Raw genomic sequence first — 22,278 nt, 5'->3', positions numbered from 1 at the left:
GCATTCCGCCGCTTCGGGTCCTGTGCCATCGACGGACGCTTTCGATGCGAATTCCATCGCTGCTGACCACCGTATTTCTCCTCGTGCCTGCGGTCACGCATGCCGCGGAGAATGTCGAACGATGCCTGACGCTTGGGCGAAAACTTGCCGCGACACCCTCGACGGTCGGCGCGCCTGACACAGGTCGCGGCTTTCCCCAGTTGCTTGCGGCCCAGAACCGTGAAATCCGCAACGTCCGCCTGGAAATGCAGGAACTGCGCTGCCGTACCGGCAGCATCGTCACCTTTCAGAACGGCGCGCCGGACCCCTGCATCGCGCTCAACGATGCCCTGTCGGCCATGGAGACCAACCGGCGCGCCATGATTGCCCGTCGGCAAGGCCAGATGAGCGTGGTGTCGGCTCCCCAGCGCAGCGAGGACGATATCCGCGCCGAGATGCTCAGCCTGCGCTGTGGTGAAATCGATTATGCCGCCGTCGAGCAGGAGAGGCTCGCACCGCGCCCTGCCGTCCTGCCGCAGGTGCCGTCAACGCCCTCTGCAATTCCGGGGGCAGGTCTGTCGGGCTCTTCGTCCATCCTCAGCCTGCAGTCAAAGATCGAGCCCTTGCAGGCCGCGCGACCGCAGGGGCCACCGGAACGCGACTGGGATCCGTCCAAACCCGTGCGCATGGTGGGACCGATGTTCTTTCCCGACGAAAAGATCGATCTGGCCCATCCCAAGATGCCGGGTGCGCAGCCCACGCAGTGAGCGGCAAGATCCGACAATCGTTCAGAGCTTCGGGTCTTTCCATCTTTCGGTGCAGATGAGGTCATCGAGGGGCAGTCTCTGGCGCCAGCCCTTCAACGCCAGTTCCGGCGCGTCATAAAGTTCATCGACATAGCCGAGGCAGAGCCAGGCAACGATCTCGATGCGATCGGGAATGCCGAGCAGCGCGCGCACGTCCTCGTCGCGAAAGATGCTGACCCAGCCGACGCCGACGCCTTCGGCGCGGGCGGCAAGCCAGAGGTTCTGCACGGCGCAGACGGTGGAATAGACATCCATCCGCGGATTGTGCGTGCGCCCGAGCACCACCGGCCCTGCCCGGTCCGGATCGCAGGTGACGATGATGGAAAGCGGCGCCTTGGCGATCCCTTCGAGCTTCAGGCTGCGATAGAGCGCCTGTCGCTCGTCGGCAAACAGCGCGGCGGCTTCATCGTTGGCGCGTGAAAATGCCTCGACGGCACGCTGGCGCGTTTGCGGGTCGCGGACAAGGATGAAGCTCCATGGCTGCATGAAGCCAACCGAGGGGGCTGCATGGGCCGCCTCCAGAAGCCGGCGCACCAGATCGTCCGGCAGGGGCTTGGCCAAAAACTGGTCGCGCACGTCGCGCCGGGTGTGGATGGCCGCATAGACCGCGTCGCGCGCAGTCTTGTCGAACGGCGCTGCCGGGCAAAGCCCTGTTCCTTCAGGATTCTGTATCTCCGTGCTCATGGCTGCGGAAAATACCGGACATACGCAAAGGCCGATCCATCGGGCGCCCAGTTCGGTGAATTCATCGTGCCCTGCCCGCCGAACAGCTGGAACAGCGTCTCGACATTGCCTCCGTCCGGATCCATCAGCCGCACCCGCACGTCATGATCGCGCGGGTGGTCGAACACGTCGCTATCATAGGACACGAAGACCACCTTGCTGCCATCCGGCGAGGGATGCGGGAACCAGTCGCCGTAGTCGCTGTTGGTGATCCGTTCGGCCGTGCCGCCCGCTGCCGGCACCCGCCAGATCTGCATGCGCCCGCTGCGGCTGGAGTTGAAATAGATCCACCGGCCGTCGGCGGAATAATCCGGGCCGTCATTGCGACCCTCGCCATGGGTGAGCCGGGTCTCGTCACCGCCCTCGATGCCGATCGTGTAAATGTCGAAGACATCGTTGCGAATGCCGCAATAGGTGAACGTCCTGCCGTCCGGCGACCAGCCGTGCCAATAGCTTGGCAGGTTTTTCGTCACCAGTCTTGAAACACCGCCGTCCGCCGGCAGCACGTAGATGGCCGCCTTGCCGAACTCCACCTTGTCGGAGACCGCCATCAGCGTGCCGTCCGGCGAGATGCCGTGATCGTTGTTGCACTGGAGGGCAAAACCCGTGTCGATCACCTGCGGCTCCGCCCCGTCTTCGAGCGCAAGGCGGTACATCCGCCCCTCGCTGTTCATTACCAGGCTCTTGCCATCCGGCGCCCAGTTCGGCGCCTCAAACAGCGCTTTCGTCTGCCACAGCACGCGGGATGTCCGGCTTTTCAAGTCATAGATCTCGATCGAACTGCGCATGGTGGTTCTCCAGGAACGATGACCGGCACGACATCAGCAGATTTTTTGGGACGCGACCTCACCTCTCTGCTTTGGAGTGCAGAGAGGTCAACGGGTTAGGCGCGGTCGCGGAATCGGTTCGTGATCGGGTAGCGCCGGTCGCGGCCAAAGTTCTTCTTGGTGATCTTGACGCCCGGCGCCGACTGGCGGCGCTTGTATTCGGCAAGATAGAGCAGATGCTCGATGCGGTGGACGGTCGCCACGTCATGGCCGCGCGCCACAATGTCATCCGTGCCCATCTCGCCTTCCACCAGGCATTCCAGAATATCGTCCAGCACCGGATAGGGCGGCAGCGAATCCTGGTCGGTCTGGTTGGGACGCAGTTCCGCCGACGGCGCCTTTGCGATGATGTTGTGCGGGATGACCTCGCCACCCGGCCCGAGCGCGCCAGCCGGGACATGCCGGTTGCGCCATTCGGCAATCGCATAGACCTGCATCTTGTAGAGGTCCTTGATCGGGTTGAAGCCGCCGTTCATGTCGCCATAGAGCGTGGCATAGCCGACCGACATTTCCGACTTGTTACCGGTCGTCACCACCATGGCGCCGAACTTGTTGGAGATCGCCATCAGGATGGTGCCGCGCGTACGGCTCTGCAGGTTTTCCTCTGTGATGCCCTCTTCGGTTCCCTCGAAGGTATCGGACAGGGCCGAGAGAAAACCCTCGACCGGCTCGGAGATCGGCACGATGTCATAGCGGCAGCCGAGCGCATTGGCGCAATCGGCGGCATCCTTGAAGCTGTCTTCCGACGTGTAGCGATAGGGCAGCATCACGGTGCGCACCCGCTCGGAGCCCAGCGCATCGACGGCAATGGCGGCGCAGACGGCCGAATCGATGCCGCCGGAAAGCCCGAGCACCACCGACTTGAAGCCGTTCTTGTTCACATAGTCGCGAAAGCCCAGCAGGCAGGCCCGGTAGTCGGCCTCTTCCTTTTCCGGGATCGGCAGGATCGGGCCCGATGTCGAGCGCCAGGTATCGCCCTCGCGGTGCCAGTCGCCGATCACCAGCCCCGTTTCGAACTGGCTCATCTGGAAGGCGAGCGTCTTGTCGGCGTTGAAGCCGAAGCTTGCGCCATCGAAGACCAGTTCGTCCTGGCCGCCGAGTTGGTTGACGAAGATCAGCGGCAGGCCGCTTTCGATCACCTGGCGCAGCGCCACCTGATGGCGCACGTCGAGCTTGCCGCGGTAGTAGGGCGAGCCGTTCGGCACGATCAAAAGCTCGGCGCCCGATTCGGCCAGTGTCTCGCAGACCCCGAGATCGTTCCAGATTTCCTCGCAGATCGGCACGCCGAGCCGCACGCCGCGAAAATTGACCGGCCCCGGCATTTCGCCTTCGTCGAACACACGCTTTTCGTCGAACTCGCCATAATTGGGCAGGTCAATCTTGTCGCGCAGCGCAAGGATCTTGCCGCCATCGATGGTGGCAGCGGAATTGTGCCGGCCCTTTTCGCCCTGCCTCGGCAGGCCGATGATGACGCCGGGACCGCCATCCTTCGTATCTTCGACCAGCGTCTCGAGAGCCGCCCAGCAGGCTTTCAGAAAAGCCGGCTTCAGCACGAGATCTTCCGGCGGGTAGCCGGAGAGAAACAGCTCGGTAAAGACAATCAGGTCGGCGCCCTGCAGCGCCGCCTCGCGGCGCGCCTCGCGGGCGAGCGCCAGATTGCCGGCGACATCGCCGAGCGTCGGATTGAGTTGCGCATAGGCGATACGAAGGGTCTGGGCGGGTTCCTGGGTCATGGGTCTGATTTAGCGTGCCGCTTTCGCCGGAGCAATGCGGCAGAGGGTGAATTTTCGGTGTCAGGCAGCGGCGTCAGGCGCCTCCGGTTCAGTCGACCGCATCAACCGGCGGCTGCGCACGGCCTGCCGGATAGCGCGGCACATCGTCGGCAATCGTGTAAAAATCCGCCTTGTCGGCGCAGTAGATGTGCTGGAGCATCACCAGCCCCGTCGGATCGTCGAAGGCGCCGGCCATCACGGACACCTGATCAAGCCCGTCGCCCTGCCAGAACAGTGCTGAACCGCAGCGGCTGCAGAAACCGCGCGCGGCGGTGTCGCTTGCCCGGTACCAGCTGAGCGTGCCGCTATCCTTGATGGTGATATCCGCCAGCGCGCAGTCGGTCGCAGCATAGTAAAGCCCCGTCTGACGGCGACACTGGGAGCAATGGCAGCCGACCACGCCGCCGCGCTCGCCTCTCACCACAAATCTTACTGAGCCGCAGAGACAGCCGCCATGATGGGCCGGCCAATGTTCGTCCTGCATGCCTTGTCCTCCTGTTGCATCGGAGGATCTTCACCGTTCAACGCCTTCAATGCAAATGGCTTCGGCTGACAGGACGGGTCAGGAAAATTGAACTGCGGGATGCGAAAAGGCCGGCCCCGTTTCCGGAGCCGGCCTCTCAAACGATCCTCTGCGCGGCAGAGATCAGCCGTTCACCACCATGCGCTTTTCATCGCGGCCGGTCTTCATGCGCTCGGCGAGAAGGAAGGCCAGTTCCAGCGCCTGGTCGGCATTGAGGCGCGGGTCGCAATGGGTGTGGTAACGGTCCTGCAGGTCGCCGGCCGTGACGGCGCGGGCGCCGCCGGTGCATTCGGTCACATCCTTGCCGGTCATCTCGACATGGATGCCACCCGGATGCGAGCCTTCGGCGCGGTGGATCTGGAAGAAGCTTTCGACTTCCGACAGAACCCGCTCGAAGGGCCGGGTCTTGTAGTTGTTGAGCGTGATCGTGTTGCCATGCATCGGGTCGCAGGACCACACGACCTTGCGGCCCTCGCGCTCGACGGCACGGATCAGACGCGGCAGGTGGTCCGCCACCTTGTCATAGCCGAAGCGGCAGATCAGCGTCAGGCGGCCCGCCTCGTTGGCCGGGTTGAGGATGTCGATGAGGCGCAGCAGATCGTCGGCCTGCATGGACGGGCCGCACTTCATGCCGATCGGGTTCTTGATGCCGCGGCAGAATTCCACATGCGCATGGTCGGCCTGGCGGGTGCGGTCGCCGATCCAGATCATGTGGCCGGACGTGGCATACCAGTCGCCGGACGTCGAATCGACGCGGGTCAGCGCTTCCTCATAGCCCAGAAGCAGCGCCTCATGGCTGGTGAAGAAATCGGTCTCGCGCAGCGCCGGGTTGTTTTCCGAGGTGATCCCGACGGCCTTCATGAAGTCCATCGTCTCGGAAATCCGGTCGGCAAGCTTGCGGTAGCGCTCGCCCTGGGGTGAGTCCTTGACGAAGCCGAGCATCCACTGGTGCACGTTTTCCAGATTGGCATAGCCGCCCATCGCAAAGGCGCGCAGCAGGTTGAGCGTTGCGGCCGACTGGCGGTAGGCCATCAGCTGGCGTTCCGGGTTCGGAATGCGCGCTTCCGGATTGAACTCGATGCCGTTGATGATGTCGCCGCGGTAGGACGGCAGTTCCACTTCACCCTGCATTTCGATGTTGGACGAGCGCGGCTTGGCGAACTGGCCGGCAATGCGGCCGACCTTCACCACCGGCTGCTGGGCACCGAAGGTCAGAACAACGGCCATCTGCAGGAAGGCGCGGAAGAAGTCGCGGATCGTATCGGCGCCATGCTCCTGGAAGCTTTCGGCGCAATCGCCGCCCTGCAGCAGGAAGCCGTTGCCGTCTGCCACCTGGGCAAGGCTCTTCTTCAGGCGGCGGGCCTCACCGGCAAAGACCAGCGGCGGAAAGGTTGCCAGCTGCGCTTCCGTTGCCTTCAGCGCCTCCATGTCCGGATATTCCGGAACCTGCTGGATCGGTTTTTGCCGCCACGTGTTCGGGGTCCAGTTCTGTGCCATGGTCTTCAATCCGTCCTTCGCACCGGAAAATGCCGGTGCTGTTTCTTAAGTTGGCGGCTTATAAACCTTTGCGGGCTGCTTGCATAGACCGGGAAACCGGGGCCGGCCCCTGCTCTTTCAGGCATTCGTTAAGTGTGTTTGTTGAGGGATCGGCAAGGCTGGCGCTCTACTGTCGGTCAGTTGGGGCGCCTGGCTGCCCGTCCGCCGCATGATGCAGCATCTTCTTGACGATCCTTTCACGATAGATGGCTTTTCATGCGCTTGCTTTCGCTTCTGCGGGACCGATCCGGCAATTTCGGCATCACCACCGCCCTCATCGCGGCCCCGCTCATCGGCGCGGCCGGCATGGCGGTTGATCTCGCCTATGCGCTCGACCAGCGCATGGCGCTGATGGCGGCTGCCGATGCCGCAGCCGTCGGTGCGCTGGCGGAAAAGTCTCCGGGTGTGGCGGCAGCCCTTGCCATGGGCGGCGACGGCGCGGTTGCCCTCGGTGCGAGCGATGCGCTGGCGCTGTTTCGGGCCCAGATGGGCAATGTCCAGGCGCAGGTGACGAATGTCGGCGTCACGGTCAATCGAAGCGGCAAGGATCTCTTCTCGTCGCTCACCTTCACCGCCACGGTGCCCACCGCCTTCATGCGGGTGCTCGGCGTCAACAGCCTGACCATCTCGGGCACGGCCACTGCGACCTACCAGACCAATGCCTTCATCGATTTCTACATGCTGCTCGACAATACACCATCGATGGGGCTTGCCGCCACCACGGCCGATATCGCCACCATGAAGCGCAACACGCCCGACCAGTGTGCCTTTGCCTGCCACGAAACGAGCAATGCGGACAATTACTACCTGCTTGCCAAGTCGCTCGGCGTCAGCATGCGCATCGACGTGGTGCGCGAAGCAACCCAGGCGCTGACCCATGATGCCACGCAGTATGCGCAGCTTCCCAACCAGTACCGCATGGCCGTCTACACATTCGGCGCCACCGCCGATACCGCCGGTCTGACCGAAGTCTCGGCGATGAGTGCCGACATGGCCAAGGTGCGCAGCGCCACGGACCTCGTCGACCTGATGACGACGCCGAAGAACAATTACAAGAGCAACCAGCTGACGGATTTCGATTCAGCCCTCACCAGTCTGAAACCGATCATCGGCAAGGGCGGAGCCGGCGCCAGCGCGTCAGACCGCCAGAAGGTGTTGTTCTTCGTGGCAGACGGCGTCTACGACGCGGCAAAGCCCACCTGCAGCCAGGTGCTGAACAACACCCGCTGCCAGGAGCCGATCGACATTTCCTATTGCACGGCGCTGAAGCAGAACGGCGTCAAGATCGCCGTCCTATACACCACTTATCTGCCGCTGCCCGAAGACAGCTGGTGGAAGAAGTGGATCAAACCCTTCGACGCAAAGATCTCGCCGCACATGCAGGCCTGCGCCTCCACCGGCTATTTCTTCGAGGTAAGTCCGACGCAGGGCATAGCGGAAGCCATGCAGGCGCTGTTCCGCATGGTCATCAGCGCTCCCCGCCTCACCGGCTGAGGCGGGGAAACAACCGTATCAGCCGTCGATGCGCTGGCCGCCCTTCACGCGGTAGCTCGGCTTGTACATGGTCACAAGCTCTTCGGCCGCCGTCGGATGCACCGCCATGGTGCGGTCAAAATCATCCTTGGTGACGCCGGCCTTCAGCGAGACGCCGAGAAGCTGCGCCATCTCGCCGGCGTCGTGGCCGAGAATATGGGCACCCACCACCTTGCGGTCGGCGCCATTGACGACGAGCTTCATGATCATCTTTTCGGCGCGGCCGGACAGTGTCGCCTTCATCGGGCGGAATTCGGCGCGGTAGACCTCGATCTCGTCGAACCGCTGTGCCGCTTCCTCCTCCGACAGGCCGACGGTGCCGATTTCGGGCTGCGAGAACACAGCCGTTGCAATCAGGTCATGGTCCGGAGACGTCGGGTTGCCGCGATACTCGGTCTCGATGAAGCACATCGCCTCGTGGATCGCGACCGGCGTCAGCTGCACCCGGTCGGTCACATCGCCGAGCGCAAAGATATGCGGCACATTGGTGCGCGAATAGGCGTCGACGATGACGGCGCCGCGTTCATCGACGGCAACGCCTGCCTTTTCAAGGCCGAGGCCCTTCGTATAGGGGTCGCGGCCGAGCGCCAGCATCACCTGGTCGGCAACGATGGTGGCGCCGGTCTTGGTGCGCGCCGTCAGCCCGCCGGCGGGCGATTGCGTCACCTCTTCGATGATGTCGGTGAGCAGGATACGGATGCCCTTGGCTTCCATCGCCTTGTGCAGGCCCTGGCGCATGTCGTGGTCGAAGCGCGACAGGATTTCCTGGCCGCGATAGATCAGCGTCGTTTCCACACCCAGCCCGTGGAAGATGTTGGCAAATTCGACCGCAATATAGCCGCCGCCGGCAATCAGGATGGATTTCGGCAGTTCGGTCAGGTGGAAGGCCTCGTTGGAGGTGATGCAGAGCTCGTGGCCGGGCAGCGCCGCATGCGGATTGGCGGTGCCACCGGTCGCGATGATGATGCGTTCGGCCGTCACCGTCGTGTCGGTCTTCACCAGCCGGATCGTGTGGGCATCGACCAGTTCGGCGCGGGTATCCAGAAGCTCGGCGCCAGCATTTTCAAGGCCGCGACGATAGAGCCCTTCGAGGCGAGCGATTTCCTTGTCCTTGGCGGCGACCAGCGCCGTCCAGTCGAAGCGGCTTTCGCCGACAGTCCAGCCGTAGCCGGCGGCATCTTCAAAATGCTCGTGAAACTGCGAGGCATAGACGAAAAGCTTCTTCGGCACGCAGCCGCGGATGACGCAGGTGCCACCAAACCGGTATTCCTCGGCAATCGCCACCTTCTTGCCGAGACCCGCCGCCAGACGTGCCGAGCGCACGCCGCCCGATCCGCCCCCGATGACAAAAAGATCGTAATCGTAGCTGGCCATGGAAAACTCCTGTCGGGATTGAATGTGCAGGTGCGGCATCAGGCGGTATCGACCTGCCGCTGCCGCGGGGTCTGCCAGCGCATATAATGCGAGCGCTGCAAAAGCAAAAGCCCGGATTGCTCCGGGCTTTCAAGGCTGTCATGCACAAATGGCAGGGATCACGGCTTGGCGGCGGGCGCCTGGCCTTCCACCTGCGCCACCGGCGGTGCAATCGGCTTGGCATCGATGGTGCCGCGCAGCTTTTCCGTGCTCTTGGTGGTCAGATCGCGCGACACGCCGTTTGCCCAGATCTGTGCGGCCCGAACGGATTCGCGCTGCACCAGCGGCAGGGTCTTCAGATACTTCTGGCCGACATCCGAGGAGTAGAAGGCCGAAATCTGCTTCAGCTCCTCTGCCGTGAAGGAGCGGGCAAAGATCGTTGCCACTTCCTTCTCCAGGTCGGCGCGGCGCGGCGCCAGAGCCAGCGCCTGTGCGTCAACCGTCTTGGAAATCTGGTCCTGGAAGTTCGGCGAAGCGGTGATGTACTCGCTCTTCAGACGCTCGGCGAGGCCGGGAAGAATGGCATCGTAACGCTCGGTTGCCTTGAGGGCCGCAATCACGTCGCGGGCGGCCTTCAGGTGGTCGGCCGAGACCTCCTGCGCCTGCGCCGTCGCGCCGAACATGGCGCCTGAGAAAAGGATTGCGAGCGCCGCGGCGCGGCCGAGAACGGCTTGTCTGATCATACTTCGTTGCTCCTGTCTTAATTCGCCTTCAGCGTCCGCGCTCCTGCCGCTCCGGCAATGATCGCGAAGGACGCCATGTTGATGAAAAGCCCGTGCTCCACGACGCCGGGAATGGAATTCAGCTCGGTCGAAAGAGCCTCTGCATCAGGAATACGGCCAAAGAATGCGTCAAAAATGTAGTGACCGCCATCAGTTGTGAAGACATCCTCACCTGAACGGCGAAGCTTGATGTCGCCGGCAAGGCCGAGCCGTGCGGCCACCGTCTCGATGGCAATGCGTGTCGAGGCAAGGCCGAACGGGTTCACTTCGATCGGCAAGGGAAACTTTCCGAGCGTCTCCACGACCTTGGTCTCGTCGGCAATCACGATCATCCGCGCCGAGGCGGCCGCCACGATCTTTTCGCGCAGCAATGCGCCGCCGCCGCCCTTGATCAGGGTCAGATGCCCGTCCACTTCATCTGCGCCGTCAATGGTAAGGTCAAGCTGCGGCAGTTCATCGAGCGACTTCAGCGGCACGCCCAGTTCCAGGCACAGCCGCGCCGTGCGCTCGGAGGTCGGAACCCCGAGAACCGACAGGCCGTCGGCCACCTTTTCCGCCAGCAGCCGGACAAATTCTTCCGCCGTGGAGCCGGTGCCAATGCCCAGCCGCATGCCGTCTTCCACATATTGAAGGGCCGCTTCGGCTGCCTTCACCTTCATGTCCCGGGCGTCCATGCGCCGCTCGCTCCCCGTCTGTTTCGCCGCAAGCTGTTTACACGCCCCGCCTGTCAAACAAAAGTCCCCTGCATGCATGTTATACCGGGTTCCGCTGTCGCAGATGAAGGGAAACGCGGCGGGGTGCGCCTGCGAAAATCCCGGGCCGTTTGCTTTTTGCAGCGCAAGACCGTAATCGGGCAGGCGTCCCCTTTTTGAAAGCAGAGGCCTGCCGTGACCCTTTCCGTGCCCCCCGCCCTCGTCGTCTTCGATCTCGACGGCACGATGATCGATACCGCACCGGACCTCATCGCCAGCCTCAACCACACGATTGCGGTGGCCGACCTTGCCCCGGTCAATTTCGACGATCTGACGCATCTGGTCGGCCAGGGCGCGCGCGTGATGATCCGGCGCGCCTTCGAGCTGCGCAAGGCTCCGCTCGACGAGAGCGCGGTCGAGCCTCTGCTCAAGCGTTTCCTCGATCATTACAAGGCCGAAATGCCGGGACAAAGCCGGATCTACGACGGTCTGGTGGAAAGCTTCGACCGCCTGGAATCGGCCGGCATGCGGCTTGCGGTCTGCACAAACAAGCTCGGCGAGCTGGCCTATCCGCTGCTGGAGCAGATGGGACTGTCGGGACGCTTTGCGACGATGACGGCCGGCGACACCTTTGCCGTGCGCAAGCCCGATGCCCGCCATCTTCTCGGCACGATCGAGAAAGCCGGCGGCGATCCCGCCCGCTCCGTGATGATCGGTGACAGCGTCAACGATATCCTGGCCGCCAGAAACGCCGGCGTCGCCTCGATTGCCGTCACCTTCGGCTATTCGGACGTGCCCGTCGACACGCTCAATCCGACCCGCGTCATCTCCCATTTCGACCAGTTGTCGGTCGACCTCATCCAGGACGTGCTGGCGCAGCACAAGGCGGCCTGAGCGAAGCCCCCTTCCCGAGTCTCAAGCCCAAACAAAAAAAGGCGGCCCACCGAGCCGCCTTTTTGCTGTCTGTAGAAAAGACTTGCCTCAGGCGCCGCGCGCCTTGCTGGTTGCCTCGAACGCCTTCACCACCGCGTCGTCGCGACCATAGACGTCATCGAAGAATTCGACCTTTCCGTCCTTGTTCGGCCAGGCGGTGAAATAGGCGATATAGACCGGGATCTTCGCCGTCACCGGCAGCGCCTGGTTCTTGCCCTGGGCAATACGGGCGCCGACGTCCTGCTCGCTGATGCCGAGCACTGCAGCCGCCATCTTGCGCGGCTCCTGCAGGCGCACACAGCCGTGGCTGAGAGCCCGCATGTCCTTCTGGAAGAAGCTCTTCGACGGCGTGTCATGCATGTAGATGGCATGGCTGTTGGGGAAGAGGATTTTTAGTTCGCCCAGCGCATTGTCGCTCGACGGCGGCTGGCGCACGGACACCGACTGGGTCGAACCGTACCAGTTGACCGCCGTCGAAGAGACGGCCTTGCCGCCCACTTCCACCTGATAGCCGAGGCGGTCGAGATAGCTCGGATCCTGGCGCAGTTTTGGCAGCATCTCGTTGATGATGATCGACTGAGGCACGCCCCAGTAGGGGTTCACTTCCACGGTCTTGATCTCGTCCTGGAAGAAATAGGTCTGGTTGGACTTCGATCCGACCACGACGCGCATCGAAAACTGCTCGCGACCCTGATCGTGATAATAGACGCGAAAGGCAGGCTGGTTGATGAAGACATAGCGGTCGCCGAGCGTGTTGGGCAGCCACTTGGTCTGTTCCATGGCAACGACAAGCTTCTCAAGCTTGTTCTGGCTCGTCTCGCCCACCATGGCGCGCACGGTGGCAGGCCCGATCACGCCATCGGCCTTGAGGCCGGCTTCCTGCTGGAAACCCTTGACCAGATCGACGATCTCCGGCGCATAATCCGGGCTTGCCTGGTAGCTTGCAAGGGTTGCGGCATGGGTGGCCTTGAGGGCAGCGGAACCGCGATGCTGGATGGCGGCCACCACATGGGCCACTTCCGCGCTGCTATTGCCCGGCTTCAAAACGAGGTCGCTCGGCAGATGCACGGCCTGCGCCTGGATCGTGCCCTCGGCGCGAAGGCGCAGAAGCTCGGCCTTCAGCGTGCGGTATTCGGCACCCGTCGGCTCAAGTCCCTGCAGATAGGCGCTGGCATCCGGCGCTGCGGCAGCAGAGGCCAGCAGACCGTCGAGATTGAAGTCACGGCGCTTCAGGTCGTGATAGCCGGACAGACGGTTCGGATCGACGCGGCCGCGCACGAGATCCTGGGCAAACAGCACCATCTTGGCGGACATGGCCAGTTCGAACTGCATGAGGTCGCGGTCGTGGCTGTCGGCAAGCGTGGCGGGGGCCGCAGCAGCCGGCGCCGGTGCTGCCGGAACCTGTGCAGGCTGGGCCGGCGTTGCAGCCGTCGACGCGTCTGGGGCGGTTGCCGGCACGTCCGCATTCGCGGCCGGCGTGGTGGCAGCCACGGCCGGTGCTGCGACCGGCTCCGGCGTCACGCTTGCCGTCGTCATGGTCGGCACGGCGAGCTGGTAGTCGGCCGGGTCGAGGCCAAAATCTTCCGCCTTGGCAAAGAGAGCCAGCACCGCATGGGCGCGCTCGTTCACATCGCCCTGCTCCACCCAGAGCGGCGCGCCGCCCTTCGTGTAATAGGCTTCGACGGCGGCGGCGACATCGGAGGGGGCGCTCACCGTCGCATTGGCAAGGAATCGCGTCTGGTCGGTCGCGTGGGCAGCGGCAAAGCCCTGCGTGCGGATCTGGCGGTTCGCGTCCGTCTTGTAGGTGAGGTATTTCGGGGCGGAAACCTTCGGCAGCGGCTCCGGATCGCTGCGGTCGACCTGGCGCTGCAGGGCCGGTGAAACGGTCCTGCTGCGGCTTTCAACCTGTTCCTGAACACTCTGGCGGTTACCGCGCAGCATCTCCATCAGCGTCAGGGCATGCGCATGTCCGGCACCCATCGAGGAAAACGAAATGCCCGAGAGGAGGGCAAGCGCGAGCGAAGTCTTTTTCTGGGAGTGCGACAATGTTGTCCCCGTCACCTTGTGAGCCGTGAATCAGCGTGCGTTCGACATATTCCGCAGTCTCTAACGGAAGCGGCGCGCCGTGAAAAGCAAACGACAAACGCCGCAGGGCCTGCATGGATGCGCCTGCTTCGTCGTTATCGTTTCCAGAACCTTAAGAAACCACAGGTTAATTTTTTCTAACCGGTGTCGAAATGCCGTTTCACGCTGGCGTGAGCGGTCGGATGCGCGCACGATTTTATCCATGGGCGTGTCTTTCAAGGCACGCCTGCGAACGCGGATCCGACAGGTCGTCGCAGACCGGCGCCTCGGCCCTTCCGCTTGCAGTCGCCCGCTGTTCGTATAGTAATTCGCGCGCCCGATCTTGCGCGGCGCCGGTGGCTTGGCTAACCCGGTGCCACGACCCCATTTGTCACACAGAGGCTTAGAGATGACCACGCGCACCGAAACCGATACCTTTGGCCCGATCGACGTGCAGAGCGACCGCTACTGGGGCGCCCAGGCGCAGCGCTCGCTCGGCAATTTCAAGATCGGCTGGGAGAAGCAGCCGCTGTCCGTGGTGCGCGCGCTTGGCATCGTCAAGCAGGCAGCGGCCCGCGCCAACATGGCGCTCGGCGGCCTTGACGCCAAGCTTGGCGAAACCATCATCGCGGCGGCCCAGGAAGTCATCGACGGCAAGCTGAACGAGCATTTTCCCCTCGTTGTCTGGCAGACCGGTTCCGGCACGCAGTCGAACATGAATGCCAATGAAGTCATCTCCAACCGCGCCATCGAAATGCTGGGCGGCGTGATGGGCTCCAAGAAGCCGGTTCACCCGAACGATCACGTCAACATGAGCCAGTCGTCCAACGACACCTATCCGACGGCCATGCACATTGCCTGCGCCGAGCAGATCGTGCGCCACCTGATCCCGTCGCTGAAGCATCTGCACCAGGCGCTGGACGCCAAGGCCAAGGCCTTTGCCCATATCATCAAGATCGGCCGCACGCATACGCAGGACGCAACGCCGCTGACGCTCGGCCAGGAATTCGGCGGCTATGCCGCGCAGGTTGCATCGGCCATCAAGCGCCTGGAGGTCTCCCTCTCCGGCCTTTACGAACTGGCGCAGGGCGGCACCGCCGTTGGCACCGGGCTTAACGCGCCGGTCGGCTTTGCGGAAAAAGTCGCCGAAGAAATCGCCAAGATCACCGGCCTGCCCTTCGTCACCGCGCCGAACAAGTTCGAGGCCCTTGCCGCCCATGATGCGATGGTCTTCTCCCATGGCGCGATCAATGCCGCCGCCGCTGCCCTCTTCAAGATCGCCAACGACATCCGCTTCCTCGGCTCCGGCCCGCGCGCCGGTCTGGGCGAACTGGCGCTGCCGGAAAACGAACCGGGCTCGTCCATCATGCCGGGCAAGGTCAACCCGACGCAGTCGGAAGCGCTGACCCAGGTTTGCGCGCACATTTTCGGCAACAATGCCGCCATCACCTTTGCCGGCAGCCAGGGCCATTTCGAGCTTAACGTCTACAATCCGATGATGGCCTACAACTTCCTGCAGTCGGTGCAGCTGCTCGGCGATGCCGCCGTCTCCTTCACCGACAATTGCGTCGTCGGCATCGAAGCCCGCGAGGACAACATCAAGCGCGGTGTCGAAAACTCGCTGATGCTGGTGACCGCACTCAACTCCAAGCTCGGCTATGACGCCTGCGCCAAGATCGCCAAGACCGCCCACAAGAACGGCACGACGCTGCGCGAAGAGGCCGTCGGCGGCGGCTATCTGACGAACGAGGAGTTCGACCAGTATGTCCGTCCGGAAAACATGATCGGCCCGAAGTAAGCCGCGCAGGCTGCTCCGGTCGGATTGGACCAATCATTATCTGACGCAATCATGGGGCGGCCTGAGGGTCGCCCTTTTCGTTAATCGCGGCCCCGATCGACAGCTTTGGCGGGGAACGAGGCCCCGACAGCCCCTTCTTGTCGCTGCGCCATCTTAAGGCTTTTCCAACATCTTGCTTTTAAAGCTTTCTGCAGGATTAACCGTGTAATACCGAGTGTAAGCCGGAGGAATTGCAATGACATCGGCGGCCGGGCCCAAGGCCCCTATCGTGGAAATCGCCGGTCACATCCTGCAGGCCATGCGCAGCATGGGCGTGTCACCCATCCCGCGCAACTACCAGCTTTTCTACGAGGCGATGGTCGGCAGCAATGCGGAATTGTCGCGCGATTTTACCAAGCTCGCGCCGCGCGCCCGTCAGGAAGACCTCGATCAGCTCGCGGCACTTCATCTCGGCAACCAGGGCGCAACGGCGGTGGAGCGGGCGCAAACCCGCATCCAGGCGGAGCTGGAGGGCGTGCTTGCACTGCTGCGGCAGGAAAAGGCCTCGCTTGAAAGCTATAACAAGCTTCTCTTCCAGACGCAGGAAAGCGTCAACGCCAAGAACGCGCTTTCGGCCGAGCTTCTGGCAAGCGCCATCAATCTTCTGGCCACCGCCACCGGCGAAACGCTTGCCTCGGGCGAGCGCACCGTCGAAGGCATGGTGCAGCGCTCGCGCGAGATGGAGGCGGTGCGCAAGGAACTCGATACGTACAAGCGCATCGCCAATACCGATTCGCTGACGCGCCTTGCCAACCGGCGTGCCTTCGACGAGCGGCTCTCCAGCCTCTACGACGATGCCATGCCGCTTCCCGTCACCGCGCTCGTTCTGGCCGACATCGATCATTTCAAGAAGATCAACGACACCTTCGGTCATCCGGTCGGCGACAAGATCCTCGCCTCGGTTGCCGGCATCATCCGCGCCGGCCTGCCGCGCGACATTTTCGTTGCCCGCAGCGGCGGCGAAGAATTTGCCATCATCGCCACCCACAAGACCATGGACGAGGTGATGGAGATGTGCGAGCGCATCCGAACGGCGCTGAACGGCCGCGCCTTCCGCAATTCCCGCACGGGTGTCGACTACGGCCCCGTCACGCTGTCCCTGGGCTTTGCCATGGGCTCGCAGGCCACCGATCCGGGTGAGCTCTATGCCAGGGCCGATACGGCACTCTACTGTGCCAAAAACGCTGGACGAAACCGCACCATGCTGTTCGAGGACGGCATGGCCAAGGATTATGCGGGCAAGAGCTGGCTGATCTACCGGGGCTGAACCGCCCCGCCTCTCCCATCCGCCAACAACGTGCTCGATTGATCGTTCGCTCACCACATGGTCGCGGCGGCGCGTGCGGCCCATTCGCGATCATAGGTCTCCTTGTCGAAGTCGGCCTTCGCCGCTTTCAGCATGTCGCCGGGTGTCGGTAGCGTGGCCGGATCGACATAATGATCGCTGTTCCAAAGCTCGGCGCGCATCACGGCGCGCGCGCACTGGAAATACACTTCATCCACGGTGACGATGGTGACGCTTCGCGGGTGACGCCCGTCCATGGTAAAGCTTTCGAGAAGCTCCGGATCCACCGAAATCACCGCGCGGCCGTTGATTCGCATCACGGTGTTGGACCCGGGCACGAGGAACATCAGCGCCACGCGCGGATCGCGCACGATGTTTTCCAGACTGTCGATCCGGTTGTTGCCGCGCCAGTCGGGCAGCGCCACGGTTCTGGCGTCCATCACGCGCACCACGCCGCCGAGATCGCCGCGCGGCGAACAGTCGAGCCCTTCCGGTCCGACGGTTGCGAGCGCGACGAAGGGCGAAGTCTCGATCATCTGCCGGTAGGGCTCCGTCAGCACAGGCGTCACCTTGGCAAGCGAGGCCTCCGATTTCTGCTGATAAATGGCGCGAAGCGCCTCCACGCTATCGATGATGGTCATGTCATGCTCTCCGGTGCAACGGCCGGACGCTAGTGCGCCAGAGGCTGGGAGGCAAGCCGAAGCCGCAAGGCGATGGCGCTATTCGCTGCTCTGTCCATCGATCGCCTGCGGCTCTATCCCACGACGTGCAAGCTTGCGGTATTCCCAGACGGCGACCACCAGCAGAACACCAACCGCGGCAAGGCCCGTGACATGCGTGGAGACAAAGGGAGCCAGGAAAACTAGCAGGATGGAGAGGCCGATTCCAGCGACATGCGAGGCGGGCAGCCGGCCGGTCGTCATGCGTTTCACCCAGAGATTGCCGAGAAGAAAGAGCAGGGGCCCGCCAAGGATCACGGCAGAACGCTGCACATCGCCCGCCTCCGGCGCATGGGACAGCAGGTGCTCGGCAGCCACCGCCGTCAGGATGATGCCGGCCACGACCGGCATGTGTCCGTAGGTGAAGACATGCAGCGCCACCTCGCCCGGCTCGTCGGTCGTTTCAATCTCGTGGCTCGCCCTTGCCTGGCCGAAATGGAAATAGATCCACCACATCAGCACCGTTGCGGCAAAGGCGCCGCAGAAGCTTGCCATCAGGAGAGGGCCTATCTCCTCCTCGGCAAAGGTGCGCCCGATGGCCAGCACGCTTTCGCCCAGACAGATCAGCACGAAGAGTGCGCAGCGTTCGGCCATGTGCTCGCCGGAAATGTCCCAGTCGCGCGTGCGCGAATAGCCGAAACCCGGCACGTAGAACCGCAGTTCCGGAGCTGCGTAATCGATGCCAAGCGCCAGAAGCCAGAGAATGACGCGCGTCTCCTCTTCAGAGAGCGCCCCGGCAAGCCACAGGCAGCCGGACAGGGCAAACCAGACGGAGACGCGGCCGAAATTGCGCCGCACGGCCGGATTGACCTCCTTGAAGGCATAGATGGCAAAGAGCGAGCGGCCAAGCTGCATGGCGATATAGGCGCCGGCGAACATCAGCCCCGCCTCGTCGAAGGCATGCGGAATGGCGGCAGACAGCAGAAGGCCGAAGAACATCAGGCCGAACAACATGGCGCGCACCGCACCATGTTCCGGATCGAGCCAGTTCATCACCCAGGCGGTGTGGTTCCACAGCCACCAGAGCGCCAGCGCGATCATGCCGCCCTGCAACAGGCCGAGCGGCGTAAAATCCGTGACGATGAAATGCGACAGCTGGATGAGGGAAAAGACGAAGATCAGGTCGAAGAACAGTTCGGGAAAGCCGACGCGCTTATCCTCCTGGCGTTCCTCCCGCAGCAGTTCGCCGGCGTCGTCTTCGCCCTCGCCCATCGTCTAGCGCGCCATCGCAGGCGTATCGCGGTTGAGGCCCTTCTCGGCAAGCTCGGCCTCGTAGGCGCCAAACAGGGCGTCGCCCGTTTCACCGAGTTCCCTGAGATAGCGCCAGGTGAAGATGCCGCTGTCGTGACCATCGTCAAAGGCGATGCGCACGGCATAGTTACCCGCAGCCACCACATTGCGGATGCCGACCAGGCGCTTTCCCGGGACCGTCACCTTCTGGCCCGGACCATGGCCCTGCACCTCAGCGGACGGCGACAGCACGCGCAGCATTTCGGCCGGTAACTCGAACCGCCTGCCATCGTCAAAGGCAACCGTCAGCAGGCGCTTATCCTCAGAGACGCGAAGCTCGGTCGGCCAGGCCTTGTCGTAAGTGTCACTCATCGGGGGATCTTCCGTTACGAGAGCAAGATGGAGCGCAGCGCTTTCCTTGCAAGGGCAGGCGTTGCGGCAGGTGCGCATCCTATCCGACTTGACGACACAAGCATCAAGACCCATCTTGGCGCTTAAGGAGAAATTGCCTTGAACAGTTTTGTCCAGCCGCCCCTCGCCCTTGACGGTGCCCATGCGCCGCTCACCCTCGATCGCCAGCCGATGATCGACCCGTTTGGGCGGGCCGTCACCTATCTGCGCGTCTCTGTGACAGACCGCTGCGATTTCCGCTGCACCTATTGCATGGCGGAAAACATGACCTTCCTGCCGAAGAGGGATCTGCTGACGCTCGAAGAACTCGACCGTCTCTGTTCCGCCTTCATCGCCAAGGGTGTGCGCAAGCTGCGGCTGACCGGTGGCGAGCCGCTGGTGCGCAAGAACATCATGTTTCTGGTGCGCGCGCTCGGTCGCCACATCGAAGCGGGCGCGCTCGACGAATTGACGCTGACCACCAACGGCTCGCAGCTTTCCCGCTATGCACAGGAACTTTACGATTGCGGCGTGCGGCGCATCAACGTCTCGCTCGATACGCTCGACCCGCAAAAATTTAAGGCCATCACCCGCTGGGGCGATTTTGCCCGCGTGATGGAGGGCATGGAGGCCGCCCAGAAGGCGGGCCTCAAGATCAAGCTCAATGCCGTGGCGCTGAAAGGCTTTAACGACCACGAGATTCCGGAGATGCTGCGCTTTGCACATGGCCGGGGCATGGACCTGACCGTCATCGAGACCATGCCGATGGGCGAGATCGACGAGGATCGCACCGACCAGTACCTGCCTTTGTCGCAGCTGCGCGCATCGCTCGAAGACCAGTTTACCTTGACCGATATCGGCTACCAGACCGGCGGTCCGGCGCGCTATGTGCGGGTCGAAGAAACCGGCGGCCGGCTCGGCTTCATCACGCCGATGACGCATAATTTCTGCGAAAGCTGCAACCGCGTGCGCCTCACCTGCACCGGCACGCTCTACATGTGCCTTGGCCAGAACGACGCGGCGGACCTTCGCACGGCGCTGCGCGCGTCTCCCGATGACGCCTATCTGTCGTCGGCCATCGACGAGGCGATCACCCGCAAGCCGAAGGGCCATGATTTCATCATCGACCGCAACAACCGCCCGGCCGTGTCGCGCCATATGAGCGTCACCGGCGGCTGACCGAATCGGGCCGGGTTGCACCATGGACACACATGTTGCGACCCCGGCGACGGGCCGCCGCATCGCCTGCCGGGACAAGGCGGCGACCGTGTTTTGACCGATTTTTGCCGGCTTTCGGTCGCAAACCCGTTGCGGGGTGCGGTCAACGGGTATAGCCAGCTTGGCTGCCAGCACGCCCGTCCGGGCGACCGGCATCCATGAGATTCATCAGAGGTCTGCCATCGGCGCCTCGGCCGGGGCTCCCAGACCGGCCTGCGAGTGGCACCCTTCCTCAAAGGAGTACGTTCGTGGCAGAATCACGAGCCGAGACGATCAAGACGGTGCTGCGCGTCACGAGCGGCAACTTTCTCGAAATGTTCGATTTCTTCCTGTTCGGCATCTATGCCTCGCATATCGCCGCAACCTTCTTCCCCAATGACAATCCGTTCGTGTCGCTGATGGTGACCTTCCTCAGCTTCGCCGCGGGCTTCGTCATGCGCCCCATCGGCGCGCTCACGCTCGGGCCCTATATCGACCGCATCGGCCGGCGCAAGGGTCTCATCGTCACCCTGCTGATCATGGCCATGGGTACGGTTCTCATCGCCTTCGTGCCCTCCTATGCCACCATCGGCATCGCGGCACCCATCCTCGTCCTCATCGGCCGGCTTCTGCAGGGCTTTTCGGCAGGCGTGGAACTCGGCGGCGTATCGGTTTACCTCTCGGAAATGGCAACGCCCGGGCGCAAGGGCTTTTATGTCAGCTGGCAGTCGGCCAGCCAGCAGGTGGCGATCGTTGTTGCCGCGCTCCTCGGCTTTCTCCTCAACAAGATTCTGATGCCGCAGCAGATTTCCGACTGGGGCTGGCGCATTCCCTTCTTCGTCGGCTGCATGATCATTCCGTTCATCTTCATCATCCGCCGTTCGCTGCAGGAAACCAAGGAATTTGCCGCCCGCAAGCACCAGCCGGATACCAAGGAGATCTTCCGCACGCTGTTTACCAACTGGCCGATCGTGCTCGGCGGCGTCGGCATGGTGATGATGACGACCGTCTCCTTCTATCTGATCACCGTCTACACGCCTTCCTTCGGCAAGACGGTTCTGCATCTGACGGAATCGCAGGCCCTGCTCGTCACCATGGCGGTCGGCGTTTCGAACTTCATCTGGCTGCCGATCGCCGGTGCCGTCTCCGATATCATCGGGCGAAAGACGATCCTCATCGCTTTCACGGTGCTCGCCGTGCTGACCGCTTATCCAGCCTTGTCCTGGCTGGTGTCCGACATCACCTTCGGCCATATGTTGATCGTCGAGCTGTGGCTCTCCTTCATCTACGCCTGGTATAACGGCGCCATGGTCGTGGCACTGACGGAAGTGGTGCCGGTCACGGTGCGCACCGCCGGCTTCTCGCTCGCCTACAGCCTTGCCACCACGCTTGGCGGCTCGTCGCTCGCCATTTCCACCTTCGCCATCGAAGCGACCGGCGACAAGGCCGCCCCCGGCTACTGGATGAGCTTTGCCGCCGTCTGCGGCCTCGTTGCGACCCTCTTCCTCTATCGCCGCAAGTCGACGCCGGCGGCTGAGGGCAAGACGGCAGCACCCCACGCTTGACCGCTCACGATTCGGGGCGTCTTGTCCCGCATCGCTCCCAACTGTTCGGCTTTCCCATAAAACGCGGATGCTGTAGAAACCAGGCATGACCGCACCGCCGCTTACCCGTCTCGCTTCCGTCGCCACAGACCTTGCATCGCGCCAGTGCGGCACCTGCACCTTCTGCTGCCATCTTCCGGATATCGAAGCGCTCGACAAACCGGCCAATACCCTCTGCCGTCACTGTGTCGAGGAGAAGGGCTGCACGATCTACGACAGCCGCCCAACACTCTGCCGGGATTTTCTCTGCCTCTGGCGCAGCTGCGGGGAGTTTGGCCCGGAATGGCAGCCGCAGCAGGCTGGAATGATGCTCTACCGCCAGGGGCCGCAGACCACCGTCCTCGTCGATCCCACCCGCCCCGACGCCCTTTCGCACGAACCCTATGCCACGCGCCTGCGCGCGCTCGCGGCCGATGCCGAACGCACCGGCGGCTATGTCATCGCGTTTGTCGGAGACACGGTGACGAAGGTGAAGGCCGTCCCGTAAAGCTCT

Annotated in this window: 20 protein-coding genes; 8 read left to right on the top strand and 12 right to left on the bottom strand. The window is 63.1% G+C overall.

What is annotated here, in order from left to right:
• Positions 1-44: 44 nt before the first annotated feature.
• Positions 45-746, top strand: a complete 702-nt coding sequence (locus ACEXP3_RS14700) for a hypothetical protein (RefSeq protein WP_210104918.1) — start codon at positions 45-47, stop codon at positions 744-746.
• A 21-nt stretch (positions 747-767) separates the two neighbouring features.
• Here ACEXP3_RS14700 and bluB read toward each other — a convergent pair whose 3' ends face one another.
• The 5 genes from bluB to ACEXP3_RS14675 form a co-directional block, all read right to left on the bottom strand.
• Complete coding sequence (bluB, locus tag ACEXP3_RS14695; protein ID WP_377297958.1) at positions 768-1,469, bottom strand: 5,6-dimethylbenzimidazole synthase; 702 nt, start codon at positions 1,467-1,469, stop codon at positions 768-770.
• Positions 1,466-2,296, bottom strand: coding sequence for a TolB family protein (locus ACEXP3_RS14690; RefSeq protein WP_377297957.1), 831 nt, complete (start codon positions 2,294-2,296; stop codon positions 1,466-1,468). Before ACEXP3_RS14690 ends, bluB begins: the two co-directional genes overlap by 4 nt.
• A gap of 95 nt (positions 2,297-2,391) precedes the next feature.
• Complete coding sequence (locus ACEXP3_RS14685; protein WP_377297956.1) at positions 2,392-4,068, bottom strand: NAD+ synthase; 1,677 nt, start codon at positions 4,066-4,068, stop codon at positions 2,392-2,394.
• Between the two features lie 88 nt (positions 4,069-4,156).
• Entirely contained in the window at positions 4,157-4,591 is a 435-nt protein-coding gene (locus ACEXP3_RS14680) for a GFA family protein (protein WP_377297955.1), read from the bottom strand.
• Positions 4,592-4,753: 162 nt separating this feature from the next.
• A complete protein-coding gene (locus ACEXP3_RS14675; protein ID WP_377297954.1) occupies positions 4,754-6,127 on the bottom strand; it encodes a class II 3-deoxy-7-phosphoheptulonate synthase in 1,374 nt (457 codons plus the stop codon).
• 255 nt (positions 6,128-6,382) lie between these two features.
• Here ACEXP3_RS14675 and ACEXP3_RS14670 point away from each other — a divergent pair, with 255 nt between their 5' ends.
• Positions 6,383-7,660 carry a Tad domain-containing protein gene (locus ACEXP3_RS14670; RefSeq protein WP_377297953.1) on the top strand — a complete coding sequence of 426 codons (1,278 nt, stop codon included), beginning with the start codon at positions 6,383-6,385 and terminating at the stop codon, positions 7,658-7,660.
• A gap of 18 nt (positions 7,661-7,678) precedes the next feature.
• On the opposite strand, the gene gor is transcribed toward ACEXP3_RS14670, so the two are convergent.
• The 3 genes from gor to rpiA form a co-directional block, all read right to left on the bottom strand.
• Positions 7,679-9,073, bottom strand: a complete 1,395-nt coding sequence (gene gor, locus ACEXP3_RS14665) for a glutathione-disulfide reductase (RefSeq protein WP_377297952.1) — start codon at positions 9,071-9,073, stop codon at positions 7,679-7,681.
• Between the two features lie 158 nt (positions 9,074-9,231).
• Positions 9,232-9,795, bottom strand: a complete 564-nt coding sequence (locus ACEXP3_RS14660; protein ID WP_210104910.1) for a DUF2059 domain-containing protein — start codon at positions 9,793-9,795, stop codon at positions 9,232-9,234.
• Between the two features lie 17 nt (positions 9,796-9,812).
• Positions 9,813-10,508, bottom strand: a complete 696-nt coding sequence (gene rpiA / locus ACEXP3_RS14655) for a ribose-5-phosphate isomerase RpiA (protein WP_210104909.1) — start codon at positions 10,506-10,508, stop codon at positions 9,813-9,815.
• Positions 10,509-10,721: 213 nt separating this feature from the next.
• On the opposite strand from rpiA, the gene ACEXP3_RS14650 reads away from it, so the two are divergent.
• Complete coding sequence (locus ACEXP3_RS14650) at positions 10,722-11,420, top strand: HAD family hydrolase (RefSeq protein ID WP_377297951.1); 699 nt, start codon at positions 10,722-10,724, stop codon at positions 11,418-11,420.
• Between the two features lie 87 nt (positions 11,421-11,507).
• Here the strand turns inward: ACEXP3_RS14650 and ACEXP3_RS14645 are convergent, their stop codons facing one another.
• Complete coding sequence (locus ACEXP3_RS14645; RefSeq protein ID WP_377297950.1) at positions 11,508-13,505, bottom strand: L,D-transpeptidase family protein; 1,998 nt, start codon at positions 13,503-13,505, stop codon at positions 11,508-11,510.
• A 427-nt stretch (positions 13,506-13,932) separates the two neighbouring features.
• Between ACEXP3_RS14645 and fumC the strand changes: the two genes are divergently transcribed.
• Both fumC and ACEXP3_RS14635 read left to right on the top strand, forming a co-directional pair.
• Positions 13,933-15,321: a class II fumarate hydratase gene (gene fumC / locus ACEXP3_RS14640; RefSeq protein ID WP_210104908.1), complete on the top strand. Its 1,389-nt coding sequence runs from the start codon at positions 13,933-13,935 to the stop codon at positions 15,319-15,321.
• A gap of 235 nt (positions 15,322-15,556) precedes the next feature.
• On the top strand, positions 15,557-16,627 hold the full coding sequence (locus tag ACEXP3_RS14635; protein WP_377297949.1) for a GGDEF domain-containing protein: 1,071 nt from the start codon (positions 15,557-15,559) through the stop codon (positions 16,625-16,627).
• A 50-nt stretch (positions 16,628-16,677) separates the two neighbouring features.
• Here the strand turns inward: ACEXP3_RS14635 and ACEXP3_RS14630 are convergent, their stop codons facing one another.
• From ACEXP3_RS14630 to ACEXP3_RS14620, 3 genes are all read right to left on the bottom strand, one after another.
• Entirely contained in the window at positions 16,678-17,286 is a 609-nt protein-coding gene (locus tag ACEXP3_RS14630; RefSeq protein ID WP_377297948.1) for a pyridoxamine 5'-phosphate oxidase family protein, read from the bottom strand.
• 78 nt (positions 17,287-17,364) lie between these two features.
• Positions 17,365-18,576: a low temperature requirement protein A gene (locus ACEXP3_RS14625; protein ID WP_377297947.1), complete on the bottom strand. Its 1,212-nt coding sequence runs from the start codon at positions 18,574-18,576 to the stop codon at positions 17,365-17,367.
• Positions 18,577-18,579: 3 nt separating this feature from the next.
• Positions 18,580-18,966 carry a gamma-butyrobetaine hydroxylase family protein gene (locus ACEXP3_RS14620; RefSeq protein WP_377297946.1) on the bottom strand — a complete coding sequence of 129 codons (387 nt, stop codon included), beginning with the start codon at positions 18,964-18,966 and terminating at the stop codon, positions 18,580-18,582.
• Between the two features lie 210 nt (positions 18,967-19,176).
• Between ACEXP3_RS14620 and moaA the strand changes: the two genes are divergently transcribed.
• The 3 genes from moaA to ACEXP3_RS14605 all read left to right on the top strand — a co-directional run bounded on the left by moaA (position 19,177) and on the right by ACEXP3_RS14605 (position 22,272).
• Positions 19,177-20,163: a GTP 3',8-cyclase MoaA gene (moaA, locus tag ACEXP3_RS14615; RefSeq protein WP_377297999.1), complete on the top strand. Its 987-nt coding sequence runs from the start codon at positions 19,177-19,179 to the stop codon at positions 20,161-20,163.
• Between the two features lie 287 nt (positions 20,164-20,450).
• Positions 20,451-21,746, top strand: coding sequence for an MFS transporter (locus ACEXP3_RS14610; RefSeq protein WP_377297945.1), 1,296 nt, complete (start codon positions 20,451-20,453; stop codon positions 21,744-21,746).
• Positions 21,747-21,831: 85 nt separating this feature from the next.
• A complete protein-coding gene (locus tag ACEXP3_RS14605; RefSeq protein ID WP_377297944.1) occupies positions 21,832-22,272 on the top strand; it encodes a hypothetical protein in 441 nt (146 codons plus the stop codon).
• Positions 22,273-22,278 lie beyond the last annotated feature (6 nt).

The organism is Neorhizobium fuzhouense, from assembly GCF_042611105.1.
In the GTDB taxonomy this organism is placed as follows: domain Bacteria; phylum Pseudomonadota; class Alphaproteobacteria; order Rhizobiales; family Rhizobiaceae; genus Neorhizobium; species Neorhizobium galegae_A.
This window is presented reverse-complemented; position numbering and strand designations above follow the sequence as displayed.